Raw genomic sequence first — 13,577 nt, forward strand, 5'->3', positions numbered from 1 at the left:
GTCGGCGCTGGCAGGGGTTGAACGGGCGATTTTAACAGGCCGCATTGGCGCAAAGGCCGTATTCGGGCAACAATTCCCCCGGATACGTCGAGCCAATGGATGTCCTGATGCGCCGCAGCCTGATTCTGACCCTGCTCCTTGCGCTGAGCCTGCCGGTGGCCACGATGGCCCAGAGCGGCCTGCGCACCGAGGGTGATGTTGCCACCGCCACTGGCGCGTACGAGGCCGAAGTGCCCGTCAACAGCCAGGCCGAAGCCGACCGCAACGGCGCCCTGGCCCGCGCCTTGAGCGTTGTACTGGGCAAGTTGTCCGGCGATCGCAGCGTGATGTCGCGCCCTGGCGTGGCGCAGGCGCTGCGCAATGCCAAGGATTACGTGGCCAGCTACGACTACAAGCAGGACCAGAGCGTGAGCGCCAGTGGCGCCCCCAGCTTCCGTACCCTGCTGGTGGCCCGCTTCCGCGAGGACGATGTCGATTCGCTGGTGTCGGCGCTGGGCCTGCCGCTGTGGCCGCAGCCCCGACCGAAGCCGGTGCTGTGGCTGGCCGTCGATGACGGCAGCGGTCCGCGCCTGGTCAGCGTGCAGCAGGCCAACGCCGCCCGCCCGTTGCTGAACCGCGCCATCGAGCGCGGCTACAAGCTGGGCCTGCCCAGCGGTGGTGCCGCCGAACAGGCGCTGGCCGGTGCCATCTGGCGCCAGGACAGTGCCGCCGTGGCCCGTGCCTCTTCGCGCTACGCGCCGCCGATGCAGCTGATCGGCAAGCTGTACCGCGCCAACGGCGGCTGGCAGGCGGACTGGGTGTTCGTCGACAACGGCCGTGAGCTGAACAAGTGGACCAGCAAGGACGCCAACGCCATGCGCGCGATGGCCGCCGGTGCCGACGGCGCCGCCGATGCGCTGGTCAAGCGCTATGCCAAGGCCGGCGCGGCCGTCGGCCAGGCCGGCACCTATCGGGTGGTGGTCACCGGCATCAACAGTGCCGACGACTACCTGCGCCTGGCTGCCGGCCTGCGTGAGGTGCCGGTGGTGCGCAACGTCACCCCGCTGCACGCTTCGGCCGGCCAGCTGGAGCTGAGCCTGGAGATGACCACCGGCCTGGCCGGCTTCAACCGCATGCTGGGCGACAACGGCGTGCTGGTGCCGAGCGCACCGCTGCCGGCCCTGCCGACGCCGATCGACGACACCACCGGTGCCCCGGTCGCTGCGCCGGTCAGCAACGAGTACCGCCTGCGATGAACCTGACCCCGGAAGCGGAAATCGCGCAGTTCCTGCGCCGCCTGAAGTACATCCTGTTCGCCGGCCTGATCGGCTGGGTGGTGTGGTTGCTGGCGCCGATCCTGACCCCGTTCGTGCTGGCGCTGGCGCTGGCCTGGCTGGGCGATCCGCTGGTGGACCGCATCGAGGCCACCGGCCGTTCGCGCATGACCGGCGTGGTACTGGTATTCGCGGCGATGGTGCTGGTGATCGTGGCGCTGCTGCTGGTGCTGGTGCCGATGATCGAGCGCCAGATCACCACCCTGATTGCGGTCGCGCCGCAGGCACAGGCGTGGCTGATGGAAAAGGGCATTCCCTGGTTCGAGCAGAAGACCGGCCTGGAAGTGATGCAGTGGCTGGACCCGGACCGCCTGATCGAATGGGTGCGCAGCCACTGGCAGCAGGCCGGCGGCTTCGCCACCACGTTCATGGGCTACGTCTCGCGTTCGGGCTTTGCGATGGTGACCTGGGTGGTCAACATCCTGCTGCTGCCGATCCTGGCGTTCTACTTCCTGCGTGACTGGGACAAGCTGGTCGAGCGCGTGGCGTCGGTGATTCCGCGCAACCAGATCGGCACCATCAGCGCATTGGCGCGTGAGTCCAACGAGGTGCTGGGCGCCTTCATCCGCGGTCAGTTCCTGGTGATGCTGGCGCTGGGTGTGATCTATGCCGGCGGCCTGTCGCTGGTCGGCCTCAAGCTGGGTCTGCTGATCGGCCTGATTGCCGGCCTGATCAGCTTCATTCCCTACCTGGGCGCGACCACCGGCATCCTGATGGCGGTGGTCGCCGCACTGGTGCAGGCACAGGGCTTCGACCTGAAGCTGCTGATCCTGGTCGGCGTGGTGTTCACCGTGGGCCAGCTGCTGGAAAGTTACGTACTGACCCCGCGCATCGTCGGCGACAAGATCGGCCTGCACCCGGTGGCAGTGATCTTCGCGGTGATGGCCGGCGGCCAGCTGTTCGGCTTCCTCGGCATGCTGCTGGCGTTGCCGGTGGCAGCGGTGACCAACGTGCTGCTGCGCTACGCGCACCAGCGTTATCGCCAGAGCGAGCTGTACGTGGGTGAGAAGCCGGCGATCGTGCTTGATGGCGTGGTCGATGCCCCCCATATCATCATTCCGAACGACAAGGGCCCCGACCTGAAGTGATGGGTGTGCCGCAACTGCCGCTGGCCCTGCATTACCCGCGGGACCAGCGCCTGGAGACCTTCATCGGCGCGCCGGACGGCGCGCTGGCGCAGCTGCGCGCTATCGCGGTGGGTGCCAGCCACGATTGGGTCTATCTGGAAGGTGCGGCGGGCACGGGCAAGACCCACCAGGCACTGGCGATGTGCTCCAGCGCCGAGCAGGCCGGGCGACTGCCGACCTACGTACCGCTGGCCAGCGCCGCCGGCCGCGTACGCGCGGCGTTGGATGGGCTGGAGGCGCGCGAGCTGGTGGCGCTGGACGGCCTGGACGAGGTGGCCGGCAACCGCGAGGACGAGATCGCGCTGTTCGATTTCCACAACCGCGCGCGCGCTGCGGGCGTGACCGTGCTGTACACGGCGCAGAAGGCGCCGGAAGAACTGGGCCTGGTACTGCCCGATCTGCGTTCGCGGCTGGGCCAGTGCGTGCGTGTGCTGCTGCAGCCGCTGGATGAGGAAGGACGGGCAGCGGTGCTGCGTGAGCGCGCGCTGCGGCGTGGGCTGGCGATCGACGAGGCCTCGATCGAGTGGCTGCTGTCGCACACCGGTCGCGAGCTGGGTGGATTGATCACGCTGCTGGACTGGCTGGACCGCGAGTCGCTGGCGGCGAAGCGGCGGATCACCGTGCCGTTCCTGCGCCAGGTGCTGGAAGAAGGCCGGCCGCGTTACTGAGGTTGGGGTTTGCTTTGCAGGGCTGCGCCCTGCACCCGCCGTAGTGCCGGCCGCTGGCCGGCAACAGCAAGAGCTGAAGCAACAGCAGAAGCTGGCTTCCTGAGGGGAGGCGGGGTGGCTCAGGTTGCGGGGGACGGCGCAAGTACGTCCATGTAGCCTCGATCGCGCCATCCATGGCGCTCACGCCCCCGCAACCTGAGCCACCCCGCCTTCGACAGGTTCCCGCGATCTGCCGGGACTGCGTACTGCACTGCTGTTGGTGGGTGTCGACCTTGGTCGACACGTGTCTTGCTTGTGGTGGGCGACTCTTGCTTGTGGTGGGTGACGACCGTTGGTCGTCATCAGAGCAAGCGCAGCGAAGCGACCCGCTTTTGCTTTTCTTTCTTTCTTCCGTGGCTGGTCGCCCACGGAAACTGTCAGAGGCCGGGCGGGGTGGGCTGCGCAGGGGCGTGAGCCGCATGGATGCGGCGACCGAGCTTACATGGACGTACTTGCAGCGTCCCCTGCGCAGCCCACCCCGCCCGGCCAAGCAAGGCTTCTGCTTTCAATAAGCCCAGCCACGAGGGGCTCAGCCGTTCGCGGCCAACTCAGCATCCAGCGCGCGCAGGCGATCTACCGTCCCGACATCGGTCCAGCGCCCGCGATGGTGCTGCCCCGTCATCAATCCCTGCACCATGAAGTGCTTCTGCAGCGGCACCACCGAGAACTTCGGCGGCAGCCGCTCGCTGCCCGGTGCATCACCGATCACCGTGCGCCAGTCGGCCACGATGGAAGGGCGATACACGCCGATGCCGGCATAGGTCAGGCACGGTCCTTCGCGGTCGTGGTGCAGCAACCCCTGCGCATCGAGCCGGTAGTCACCGTGCGGGTGCTGCGCCGGATTGTCGACCAGCACCAGATGCGCCTGGCCCTGCGGCTCGCGCGGCAGCGTGGCGAAATCGAAATCGGTCCAGATGTCGCCGTTCACCACCAGGAACGGGGCGTCGCCCAGCACCGGCAGTGCATTGAGGATGCCGCCGCCGGTTTCCAGCGGGGTCTGCCCTTCGTACATGAAATGCAGGCGCAGGCCCCATTGGCTGCCATCGCCCAGCGTCGCTGGAAACTGTTCGGCCAGCCATGCGGTGTTGACCACCACCTCGCGCACGCCGAGTGCGGCCAGGCGTTCCAGGTGCCAGACGATCAGCGGTTTGCCGGCCACTTCCAGCAGCGGCTTGGGCGTGTGCAGGGTCAGCGGGCGCATGCGCTCGCCGAGGCCGGCAGCAAAGACCAGCGCCTTCATCGGGCCACGCGCATCGGTGCGGCCAGGTCGGCCAGCGCTGGCTTGATGCGGTCTTCCAGCAGCTGCTGCAGCGGTGCCAGCTCGCGGTAGCGCGGCAGCACTTCATCCAGATAGGTGATGAAGCGCGGCGCGTCGTCGAGGTAATGGCCCTTGTTGTCGCGATAGCGCAGGCGGCAGAACAGACCGAGGATCTTCACGTGGCGCTGGATGCCCATCCAGTCGGCATCGCGCAGGAAGATGGCGCGGTCGGGCACCGGCAGGCCGGCGTTGCGGGCGCGCTCGTGATACTGCGCCAGCCACTCGTCCACACGCTGCAGCGGCCAGCTCAGGAACGCGTCCTTGAACAGGCTCATCGCATCGTAGGCGATCGGGCCGCGCACCAGGTCCTGGAAATCCAGCACCGCCGGACCGTCGTCGACCGGCATCAGGTTGCGCGGCATGTAGTCGCGATGGGTCATCAGCTGGGCCTGGCCCAGCGCGTTGTCCATCAAGCGGCGGTGCACCAGCTGCAGCCCTTCAATCTCGCCGCAGTCCAGTTCCAGGTTCAGGTGGCGCTGCAGGAACCATTCGTCGAACAGGCCGGCATCGCGCTGCAGCAGTGCTTCGCCGAACTGGCCGAAGTCGGCCGGCACCGGGATCGCCTGCAGGCGCAGCAGCTGTTCGATCGAACGGCCGAACCATTCATCGGCGTTGCGCTCGTCGAGGATCTTCGCCAGGGTCGGGCCGCCGAGATCTTCCAGCAGCAGGAAGCCGGCATCCAGATCCTGTGCCAGCAGCGCGGGCACACGCAGGCCGTTGTCATCCAGCAGGCCGCGCATGCGCAGCCACGGGCGCGGATCTTCCAGCCCCGGCGGGGCATCCATCACGATGTGGCTGCCGCGCGTGCTGGTGGTGCGCCAGTAGCTGCGCATGCCGGCATCGACCGAGGCGCGTTCGACCACCGCACTGGAATCATCGAGCTGGGTACGGGCCCACTGCAGGCGCTGCGCGCTGCGCTGGGGATCGGAGGCGGGTTCGGTCATGCAGGCATATCCGGGCGCGCCGGGCGCGCCTACGTCGGGAACAGGAAGGGAAGAGGGTGCGGGATCAGCGGCGACCGCTGAACAGACGCAGGACGGCAAGCACGGCCACCGCGCCCAGCACCGCACCGAGGAAGCCGGCCGGCTCACCGGGGGCGTACCAGCCCATGTACTGGCCGAACCACCCGGCCAGCAGCGCGCCGATGATGCCCAGCACGATGGTCAGCAGGCAGCCCATGCGGTTGTTGCCGGGCATGAAGAATCGCCCGAGCAGGCCGACGAAGAAGCCGACCAGGATGATGTAGAGCCAGCTGCTGCTGCCGAACAGACCATTCATGCGCGCGATTTCCACCAAGGGTGGACGCAGCCTAGCAAGGCCAGGCTGCGTCCGTCACGGTGTGCCGGATTCAGCAGCAGCCGTGGTCGCCGTGGCGGGTGCCACTGTCGGCAGCCACCGGCGAACCGCTGGTCTCGCCGCGCAGGCTGGCGGCGTAGTGCTCGCTGATCACCTTGGACACGCAGGCGGTGACCTTCTTGCCCATCGGAATGTGCAGGAACTCGTTCGGGCCGTGTGCATTGGAGTGCGGACCGAGCACGCCGGTGATCATGAACTGGGCGCCCGGGAACTTCTCACCGAGCATGCCCATGAACGGGATCGAGCCACCTTCGCCCATGTACATCGCGGGCTTGCCGAAGAAGGCCTGGCTGGCGTCGTCGATGGCCTGGGTCAGCCACGGCGCCATGGCCGGGGCGTTCCAGCCGGTGGAGGCCTTTTCCAGATCCAGAGTGACCTGCGCACCGTTCGGCGGGTCGCGCAGCAGCGCATCCTTCAGCAGTTCACCGCAGGTCTTGCCATCGGCGGTCGGCGGCAGGCGCAGCGACAGCTTCACCGAGGTCTGCGGGCGCAGCACGTTGCCGGCCGATTCCAGCGGCGGCATGCCACCCACGCCGGTGACCGACAGTGCCGGGCGCCAGGTGCGGTTGAGCACCAGCTCGGTCAGGTCCTCGTTCATCGGACGCAGGCCGTCGACCATCGGGAACTTCTCGAAGATCTCGGTATCGACCACTTCGGCGGCGCGCTTGGCCTGTTCCTGGCGCTCGGCCGGGATCTCAACGTTCATGCCGTCGATCAGGATGCGGCCGGTGTCCTGGTCCTCGATGCGCGACAGCAGCTGGCGCAGCAGGCGGAAGCTGGACGGCACCACGCCGGAGGCATCGCCGGAGTGCACGCCTTCGTTGAGCACCTTCACGGTGAAGTTGCCGCCGGTCAGGCCGCGCAGCGAGGTGGTGCACCACAGCTGGTCGTAGTTGGCGCAGCCCGAATCCAGGCAGACCACCAGCGACGGCTTGCCGATGCGGTCGGCGAGGTGGTCGACGTAGGCCGGCAGGTCATAGCTGCCCGACTCTTCACAGGCTTCGATCAGCACCACGCAGCGGGCGTGCGGCAGGCCCTGGGCCTGTAGTGCCAGCACCGCGGCCAGCGAGCCGAAGATGGCGTAGCCGTCGTCCGCACCGCCGCGGCCATACAGCTTGTCGCCGCGCAGGACCGGGGTCCACGGGCCGAGGTCGTCGTCCCAGCCGGTCATTTCCGGCTGCTTGTCGAGGTGGCCGTAGAGCAGGATGGTGTCGTCGCCGGTTTCGGCGCCGGTAGCCGGAATTTCCAGGAAGATCAGCGGGGTACGGCCTTCCAGACGCACCACTTCAACCTTCAGGCCGGGCAGCTGCTGGGCCTTGGCCCAGTTCTCCATCAGGGTGACCGCCTGTTCCATGTAGCCGTTCTGCACCCAATTGGCGTCGAACATCGGCGACTTGTTGGGAATGCGGATGTAGTCGACCAACTGCGGGACGATTTCGCTGTCCCACTTGTCATTGACGAATTGGCCGAGCTTGGCGCTGTCCATCTGAAACTCCGGTTGCATGGGCTGATCCGGTCATTCTACGCCTGTGCCGCGGGTAGGGTTTTTCCTACATCACGTCGGGTATTTGGCTGGCTTTTAGAAATCCAGGAAACCGATAGGCTGTGTGCATGTGGTGACGGACACTGTTCCTACCGACGGGATTGCCGGTCGGGACGGCCAGAATCACAAGGAGATACACGTCGTGCCTTGGAGTGTCGTGTTGAGGGCACTGGTGCTGGTCGTGTGGATCGCTGGGGCGCATGCCGCCGAACCGATCGACATCAACCGCGCCGATGCCCAGGCGCTGCAGCAGGGATTGACGATGGTCGGAGCCGCCAAGGCCGAGGCCATCGTCGAGCACCGGCGCAGACACGGCCCGTTTCATCGCGTCGAGGACCTGACGCAGGTGAAGGGGATAGGGAAAGCAATCGTCGAACGGAATCGACAGCGGATCACCGTAGGCAACAGGTTGTTGCCGGCGGATCCGGTACCCGGATCGGTACCGGTGCGAACCGTACCCAGGCGCTGACAGCAGGAATCGTCGGAACCGGCAGGAGGCTGGTTCACCGGACACGGACAGGAAGGCCGTGACCACCGACCGCCGCAGGACGCGGCACCAATCACCAGGATGGTGGCATCACAGACCTGTGGAAGGGGCTGAGATACAAACAGGACAGACGCGGCCGCGTGCAGGATGCAACGCTACCCCCACAGCGCAGGATGCGAGGGGGCGGCAGCAGGCCGACAAGGACGTAACGATTGCCCGGTACGACACATGGCTGTGTCGCCGGGCAGTTTCATTTCCGGCGCCTGGTTTTGCCGCGGCCACCACGGGTCGATGGTGTACGGTGGCCGCACCGCATGGAAAGGACCCCCGCTGGATGCTTCTGCACCGCCCCACCACCCTGATGCTCGCCCTTGCACTGGCCCTGCCGCTGCTGGGCCATGCCGCTGCGCCGACGCCGGCCGCCAAGCCTGCCGCTGCCGCAGCCAGCAGCGCCGAAGTGCGCGGACCGACCGACCTCAAGCCGGGCGAATACCTGTGGCATCCGGAAATTTCACCGACCGGCCCGATCGTGCTGGTGGTCAGCCTCGATGAGCAGCGCGCGTACGTGTACCGCAACGGCATTGCCATCGGCCTGACCACGATCAGCTCGGGCAAGGCTGGGCATGAGACGCCGACCGGCGTGTTCACCATCCTGCAGAAGGACAAGGACCACAAGTCCAACCTCTACAACAGCGCGCCGATGCCCTACATGCAGCGGCTGACCTGGGACGGCATCGCCCTGCATGGCGGCAGCCTGCCCGGTCATCCGGCCTCGCATGGCTGCGTGCGGCTGCCGCAGGCCTTCGCGCAGAAGCTGTTCAGTGAAACCCAGCGTGGCGACACCGTGGTCGTGGCCGATGCCAAGAGCTCGCCGATGACCCTGGCCTATCCGTCGGTGCTGGCGCCGGTCAACGCGCGTGGCCAGGCCCTGCCGGAGACCGAGGGCGGGGCGCCGGCGCAGGCCTGGTGGAACGACAGCGCGGCGCCGGCGGGGCAGGTCGGCATCCTGGTCAGCCTGCACGACCAGCGCCTGTACGTGTTGCGCGATGGCGTGATGATCGGCGAGTCGCCACTGAAGGCCGATGCCCTGCCGGCATTCCAGGGCACCACCCTGTTTGTGATGGGGCAGGGCTACAGCGACACCCCCAGCCCGCTGGACGTGAACCAGCGCCTGCACCAGTGGACGGCCTATCCGCTGCTGGGCCAGGACCGTGCCCAGGCCACCCCGGACCTGCTGGCCACGCCCTCGCTGCCGATGGCGCTGCCGGCCGATTTCGCCCGCCAGCTGTACCAGGTGCTGGTGCCGGGCACGACCCTGCTGGTGACCTCGCTGCCGGCGGTCCGCCCAAGCCCGGCTGAATCCGGAATGCAGCCGGTCTTGGAATCCGAGCCGCCAGGGTCCACCCTCAAGGGCAACTGAGTCCCCCTGTTGTGCCCATGACTGCATCCCGCCTGTGCCGGCTGGCCGCGTTCGGCCTGCTGGCGACCTCGGCCAGCGCCCCGGCGCTGGCACAGACGCCCGCCCTTGCCACCAGCGCCGATGATCTGGCTGCCTTGCTGTCGCGTAGTGCGCCCAAGGCCGACCGCCACGTGTTGCAGCTGGCGGCGCACGCCATGCGCTGTGCGTTGCAGCGGCCAGAGCTGGGCATCAATGGTGATCGGCTCAGCGTGATCGACTATTCGCGCCCGTCCACCGAGCCGCGCCTGTGGGTGTTCGACCTGGCCCACCAGCGCCTGCTGTTCGAGGAATGGGTGGCGCATGGCCGCAACAGCGGTGAGAACCGCACCGAGCACTTCTCCAACCGCGATGGCAGCTTCATGTCCAGCCTCGGCGCGTTCACCGCGCAGGAGACCTACATGGGCGGCAACGGCTATTCGCTGCGCCTGGCCGGGCTGGAACCGGGCTTCAACGACCGCGCGCGCGAACGCGCCATCGTCATCCACGGCGCGCCCTATGTGAATCCGGCCACCGCACAGCTGCAGGGGCGGCTCGGCCGGAGCCTGGGCTGCCCGGCGGTACGGCTGTCGGTGGCCAAGCCGCTGATCGACGCATTGCGTGGCGGCACGATGGTGTTCGCCTACTACCCCGACCAGGATTGGCTGAAGCACTCGCAGCTGCTGGGCGGTGAGTGCGGTGGCCAGGGCACGCTCGCCACGCGGTGATGCATGACGGCGCGCGGCATGATGCAATGCGCCGATGAACATCGACTCCCTGCTGCACACTCCGAGCCAGGTGATTTCCCGCTTGGACTATCGCCGCGAACGCTGGCGCAACGGCCTGGGCTGGACCCGCGAGATCCTGCGCCTGCCGGCGCAGGGTGACGACTGGGCGCTGCGCCTGTCGGTGGCCGAGATCGAGCAGGATGCCGCGTTCTCCGCCTTCCCCGGTGTGGAGCGCGAACTGGTGCTGCTGCAGGGCAATGGTGTGCGTCTTCGCTTCGACGATGGCCGCGTGGCCGAGGTGCTGCCACCGCACGGACGCGTGCGCTTTGCCGGCGAGGAAGCGCTGCACGGCGAATTGGTGGACGGCACCACCCATGACTTCAACCTGATGTGGAAGCGCGAGCTGCTGCAGGCCGAACTGCTGCACCGGCCGCTGGTGGGCACGATGTTCTTCTTCTGCGAACCGGGTGTGGCCTGGGCGCTGCATCTGCTGGCTGGTCAGGCGGAGTTCGGTGCAGATAGCGGCTTGCCGGCGCTGCAGGCGGGAGACACTGCGTGGTTGGCGGCCGGTGAACGGCAGCGGCACGCGTTGCAGGGCGGTGGCGAGTTGCTGGCGATCCGGATCAGTGCGGCGGCGGGATGATTCCTGGGCGCCGGTTGGCACTATCCACGCATGGCGTGGATCTACTGCAAATGCGGTTGCCACCATGTCTGGACACACCGTTCAGTAGATCCACGCCATGCGTGGATGGGGCCACCGACACCGCGTCATGGTGCGAACCAAGGTTCGCACCCACCAGAATGCGGTTCGCGCCAGCCGAATCTGTTCAGTAGATCCACGCCATGCGTGGATGCGGCCACCGACACCGCGTCATGGTGCGAACCAAGGTTCGCACCCACCAGAAAGCGGTTCGCACCCACCAAGAATCGGTTCGCACCCACCAGGATGCGGTGGCCTCAATACACATCGCGCCGGTAACGACCGGCCAGCAACAGCGCTTCCTTGCCCGCGGTACCCAGCACCTGCTCGATCACTGCATCCACCGCCGGGGCCATGCCCTGCAGGCTGCCGCAGACCAGGATCGTGGCGCCTTCATCCACCCACTGGCGCAGCGTTGCCGCTTCGGCCAGCAGCCGGTCCTGCACATAGCGGTGCGCACCGCCATCGCGGCTGAACACTGCATCCAACCGCGCCAGCGTGCCGTCGGCCAGCATCGCCTGCAGTTCTTCACCGAAGTGGAAGTCATGCGCGGCGGTGCGCTCACCGAACAGCAGCCAGGTGCGCCGTGCGCCACTGCGTACGCGTTCGTGCAGATGCGCGCGCAGGCCGGCGATGCCGGTGCCGTTGCCGATCAGCAGCAGCGGCACATCGGCGGGCGCGCCATGGAAATTGTCGTTGCGGCGCAGACGCAGCCGTACCGGTTCGCCGATGGCAGCGTGGTCGCATAGCCAGCCGCTGCCGACGCCGGGTGTACCGTCAGCGCGCAACTGGCGGCGCAGCAGCAGCTCAACCGCACCGTCGGCCATGACCGAGGCGATCGAGTACTCGCGATGCGGCAGCGGTTGCAGGGTCGCCAGCAAGGCAGGCAGATCACCCGGGGGAACCAATGAGGGCAGGTGCGAGCGCGCGACGCGAGCCAGCAACGTCTGCCCGTCATCCAGCACGGTGTCCGCGTCGAAGCGTTGTGCATCCAGCCAGGCACGCACGGTGTGCGATGCGTGCTGCGGGCCGATCTCGGCGATGTCACCGGCCTGCCACTGCGCATTTGCATCGGCCGGGGGCTGCAGGCGCAACCAGTACACCGGACCACCGGGGCTGCCCGGGTTCAGATGCTCGCGTTGCAGCAGCGTCCACGGCTGGTACTCGGCCGGACTCCAGTCGGGCAGTTCGCTGGCGTTACCGCCGAGTTGTCCCAGCAACTGTTGCCAATGACGCAGCGCTGCCGGATCGGCGTTGTCGACCTCGATGGCGTCGAACAGCGGATGCGCGCCGTGCTGGCGCAGCCAAGTGTCCAGCTGGTGGCCGAATCCGCAGAAGTGGCCATAGCTGCGGTCGCCCAGCGCGAGCACCCCGTAGTGCAGGTGCTGCAGCGGGGGCGGGGTGGCCATCACCCCGCGCAGGAACGGCAGGGCGTGGTCGGGTGGATCGCCTTCGCCGGTGGTGCTGGCAATGAACAGCGCGCGCTGGCTGGAAGCCAGCAGTGCTGCATCCACCTCATGCAGTCCGCGCACGCGCACTGGCACGCTGGCACCGCGCAGGGCCTCGGCGCTGCGTTCGGCCAGTTCGCGGGCGAAGCCGGTCTGGCTGGACCAGACCAGCAGGATGGGCGCGGTGTCTCCGGTTGCGGCGTCGTCGCGCGGGCGCCCACGCCACCACAGGGCCGCGCAGGCCAGCGCATACAGCACCGTGGCGAGCACCGCGATCTGCGACTGCCGCGCCGGTGGTGCGCCTCGCCACCACGCTTCGCCGAGATGCAGGCGAAGCAGTGCCCAGCCGATCGCTGCCAGCAGGAGCAGAACCAGTGCGTTGCCGAGCCAGGCGCGCGATGGACGTGCGCTCATGCGTCCTGCTCGTCGAGCAGGCGCTGGAAGGCGCTGCTGAGGAATTCGCGGGGGCCATCCGCTGTGCGTTGCAGGTAGCGCGCGGCCAATCCTTCGCGCTCGGCCAGTGCCATGCCTGCCTCACATCCGAGCACGGTCAATGCCGTGGCCCAGGCATCGGCGTGCATCGCATCGTCGGCCACTACCGTGACCGCAGCCGCAACCTGACGCACCGGTATGCCGGTACGCGGGTCGAGACTGTGGCTGTAGGCCTCGCCATCGGCCTGGTACTGGTGCCAGCGATCACCGGAGGTGGCCACCGCCTTGCCGTCAAGTGCGAGCACGCGTGGCGGGGTATCGGTGTGCGCGTCTTCTTCGGGTGCGGATTCCACCAGCACGCGCCACGGCTGGCCGTCCGGTTTGCGGCCGTAGCCGGCCAGTTCGCCGCCGACTTCGATCAGCGCGCCAGTGATGCCTTGTCCACGCAACCAGGCGGCCACGTGATCGACGCCGAAGCCCTTGGCGATCGCAGAGAGATCCAGTTCCAGTCCACCCGGTTGCAGCAGCGCATCGTCCTGCCACTGCAGGCGCTGCCAACCGCAGCGATCACGCGTGGCCTGCAGGGTAGCGTCGTCGGGCTGGCGGCGTTCACCGGCATGTGCCCCGAAGCCCCACAGTGCAACCAGCGGACCGATGGTGGGATCGAAGGCGCCGCCACTGGCGGAAGCGATGGCCTGTGCGCAGACCAGAACGTGACGGGTTTCGGCGGGCAGCACGCACCATTGGCCGGCGTCGGCGCGGTTGTAGCGGCTCAGATCCGAACCACGCTCCCAGGTGCTCATCTGCGCGACCACCTCGTCCAGCCGCGCCTGGATGCCAGCATGCAGCGGGTGCAGGTCGCGCTGGCGCGACGCGACCAGCGACACGCTCCAGGTGGTGCCCATGGTGGTGCCACCGAGGCGGGCGATGTCGAGCAGGGGATCGGTCATGGTGGTGTGCTGCAGGCGCGATGCCGGGGCGTG

The 13,577-nt window shown here is 67.8% G+C and carries 13 protein-coding genes; 7 read left to right on the forward strand and 6 right to left on the reverse strand.

What is annotated here, in order from left to right; translation table 11 throughout:
* Nucleotides 1–95 precede the first annotated feature (95 nt).
* The 3 genes from AC5O77_RS15445 to hda are packed head-to-tail and all read left to right on the forward strand — an operon-like array spanning nucleotide 96 to nucleotide 3,108.
* Nucleotides 96–1,235, forward strand: coding sequence for a DUF2066 domain-containing protein (locus tag AC5O77_RS15445; protein ID WP_153856460.1), 1,140 nt, complete (start codon nucleotides 96–98; stop codon nucleotides 1,233–1,235).
* On the forward strand, nucleotides 1,232–2,401 hold the full coding sequence (locus AC5O77_RS15450) for an AI-2E family transporter (protein ID WP_032130360.1): 1,170 nt from the start codon (nucleotides 1,232–1,234) through the stop codon (nucleotides 2,399–2,401). The genes AC5O77_RS15445 and AC5O77_RS15450 overlap by 4 nt, the downstream gene beginning before the upstream one ends.
* Nucleotides 2,401–3,108 (forward strand): DnaA regulatory inactivator Hda, encoded by a 708-nt coding sequence (gene hda / locus AC5O77_RS15455; protein ID WP_032130359.1) that lies wholly within the window; start codon nucleotides 2,401–2,403, stop codon nucleotides 3,106–3,108. The genes AC5O77_RS15450 and hda overlap by 1 nt, the downstream gene beginning before the upstream one ends.
* A gap of 568 nt (nucleotides 3,109–3,676) precedes the next feature.
* Here hda and murU read toward each other — a convergent pair.
* From murU to AC5O77_RS15475, 4 genes are all read right to left on the reverse strand, one after another.
* Entirely contained in the window at nucleotides 3,677–4,387 is a 711-nt protein-coding gene (murU, locus tag AC5O77_RS15460) for an N-acetylmuramate alpha-1-phosphate uridylyltransferase MurU (protein WP_494506949.1), read from the reverse strand.
* Nucleotides 4,384–5,409: an aminoglycoside phosphotransferase family protein gene (locus tag AC5O77_RS15465; protein WP_478058025.1), complete on the reverse strand. Its 1,026-nt coding sequence runs from the start codon at nucleotides 5,407–5,409 to the stop codon at nucleotides 4,384–4,386. Before AC5O77_RS15465 ends, murU begins: the two co-directional genes overlap by 4 nt.
* 64 nt (nucleotides 5,410–5,473) lie before the next feature.
* A complete protein-coding gene (locus AC5O77_RS15470) occupies nucleotides 5,474–5,743 on the reverse strand; it encodes a GlsB/YeaQ/YmgE family stress response membrane protein (RefSeq protein ID WP_049398791.1) in 270 nt (89 codons plus the stop codon).
* A 70-nt stretch (nucleotides 5,744–5,813) separates the two neighbouring features.
* Nucleotides 5,814–7,307 (reverse strand): M20 family metallopeptidase, encoded by a 1,494-nt coding sequence (locus AC5O77_RS15475; RefSeq protein WP_478058040.1) that lies wholly within the window; start codon nucleotides 7,305–7,307, stop codon nucleotides 5,814–5,816.
* Nucleotides 7,308–7,506: 199 nt separating this feature from the next.
* Between AC5O77_RS15475 and AC5O77_RS15480 the strand changes: the two genes are divergently transcribed.
* From AC5O77_RS15480 to AC5O77_RS15495, 4 genes are all read left to right on the forward strand, one after another.
* Nucleotides 7,507–7,833 carry a ComEA family DNA-binding protein gene (locus AC5O77_RS15480; RefSeq protein ID WP_012510302.1) on the forward strand — a complete coding sequence of 109 codons (327 nt, stop codon included), beginning with the start codon at nucleotides 7,507–7,509 and terminating at the stop codon, nucleotides 7,831–7,833.
* Between the two features lie 352 nt (nucleotides 7,834–8,185).
* Entirely contained in the window at nucleotides 8,186–9,271 is a 1,086-nt protein-coding gene (locus tag AC5O77_RS15485; RefSeq protein ID WP_494506950.1) for a L,D-transpeptidase, read from the forward strand.
* 17 nt (nucleotides 9,272–9,288) lie between these two features.
* A complete protein-coding gene (locus tag AC5O77_RS15490) occupies nucleotides 9,289–10,014 on the forward strand; it encodes a murein L,D-transpeptidase catalytic domain family protein (protein ID WP_004147404.1) in 726 nt (241 codons plus the stop codon).
* Between the two features lie 34 nt (nucleotides 10,015–10,048).
* Complete coding sequence (locus AC5O77_RS15495) at nucleotides 10,049–10,657, forward strand: HutD/Ves family protein (protein ID WP_121503996.1); 609 nt, start codon at nucleotides 10,049–10,051, stop codon at nucleotides 10,655–10,657.
* 314 nt (nucleotides 10,658–10,971) lie between these two features.
* Here AC5O77_RS15495 and AC5O77_RS15500 read toward each other — a convergent pair whose 3' ends face one another.
* On the reverse strand, nucleotides 10,972–12,576 hold the full coding sequence (locus AC5O77_RS15500; RefSeq protein WP_494506951.1) for a sulfite reductase subunit alpha: 1,605 nt from the start codon (nucleotides 12,574–12,576) through the stop codon (nucleotides 10,972–10,974).
* A complete protein-coding gene (locus AC5O77_RS15505) occupies nucleotides 12,573–13,544 on the reverse strand; it encodes an FAD:protein FMN transferase (RefSeq protein ID WP_494506952.1) in 972 nt (323 codons plus the stop codon). Before AC5O77_RS15505 ends, AC5O77_RS15500 begins: the two co-directional genes overlap by 4 nt.
* Between the last annotated feature and the right edge of the window lie 33 nt (nucleotides 13,545–13,577).

This window comes from Stenotrophomonas sp. INTA L402-1 (assembly GCF_059295135.1).

Bases quoted from the DNA above. Each gene is read 5' to 3' on its own strand.
- AC5O77_RS15505 (WP_494506952.1), bottom strand. From the start codon at position 13,544: ATGACCGATCCCCTGCTCGACATCGCCCGCCTCGGTGGCACCACCATG.
- AC5O77_RS15495 (WP_121503996.1), top strand. From the start codon at position 10,049: ATGAACATCGACTCCCTGCTGCACACTCCGAGCCAGGTGATTTCCCGC.
- AC5O77_RS15485 (WP_494506950.1), top strand. From the start codon at position 8,186: ATGCTTCTGCACCGCCCCACCACCCTGATGCTCGCCCTTGCACTGGCC.
- AC5O77_RS15450 (WP_032130360.1), top strand. From the start codon at position 1,232: ATGAACCTGACCCCGGAAGCGGAAATCGCGCAGTTCCTGCGCCGCCTG.
- AC5O77_RS15475 (WP_478058040.1), bottom strand. From the start codon at position 7,307: ATGGACAGCGCCAAGCTCGGCCAATTCGTCAATGACAAGTGGGACAGC.
- hda (WP_032130359.1), top strand. From the start codon at position 2,401: ATGGGTGTGCCGCAACTGCCGCTGGCCCTGCATTACCCGCGGGACCAG.
- AC5O77_RS15445 (WP_153856460.1), top strand. From the start codon at position 96: ATGGATGTCCTGATGCGCCGCAGCCTGATTCTGACCCTGCTCCTTGCG.
- AC5O77_RS15465 (WP_478058025.1), bottom strand. From the start codon at position 5,409: ATGACCGAACCCGCCTCCGATCCCCAGCGCAGCGCGCAGCGCCTGCAG.
- AC5O77_RS15470 (WP_049398791.1), bottom strand. From the start codon at position 5,743: ATGAATGGTCTGTTCGGCAGCAGCAGCTGGCTCTACATCATCCTGGTC.
- AC5O77_RS15500 (WP_494506951.1), bottom strand. From the start codon at position 12,576: ATGAGCGCACGTCCATCGCGCGCCTGGCTCGGCAACGCACTGGTTCTG.
- AC5O77_RS15490 (WP_004147404.1), top strand. From the start codon at position 9,289: ATGACTGCATCCCGCCTGTGCCGGCTGGCCGCGTTCGGCCTGCTGGCG.
- murU (WP_494506949.1), bottom strand. From the start codon at position 4,387: ATGAAGGCGCTGGTCTTTGCTGCCGGCCTCGGCGAGCGCATGCGCCCG.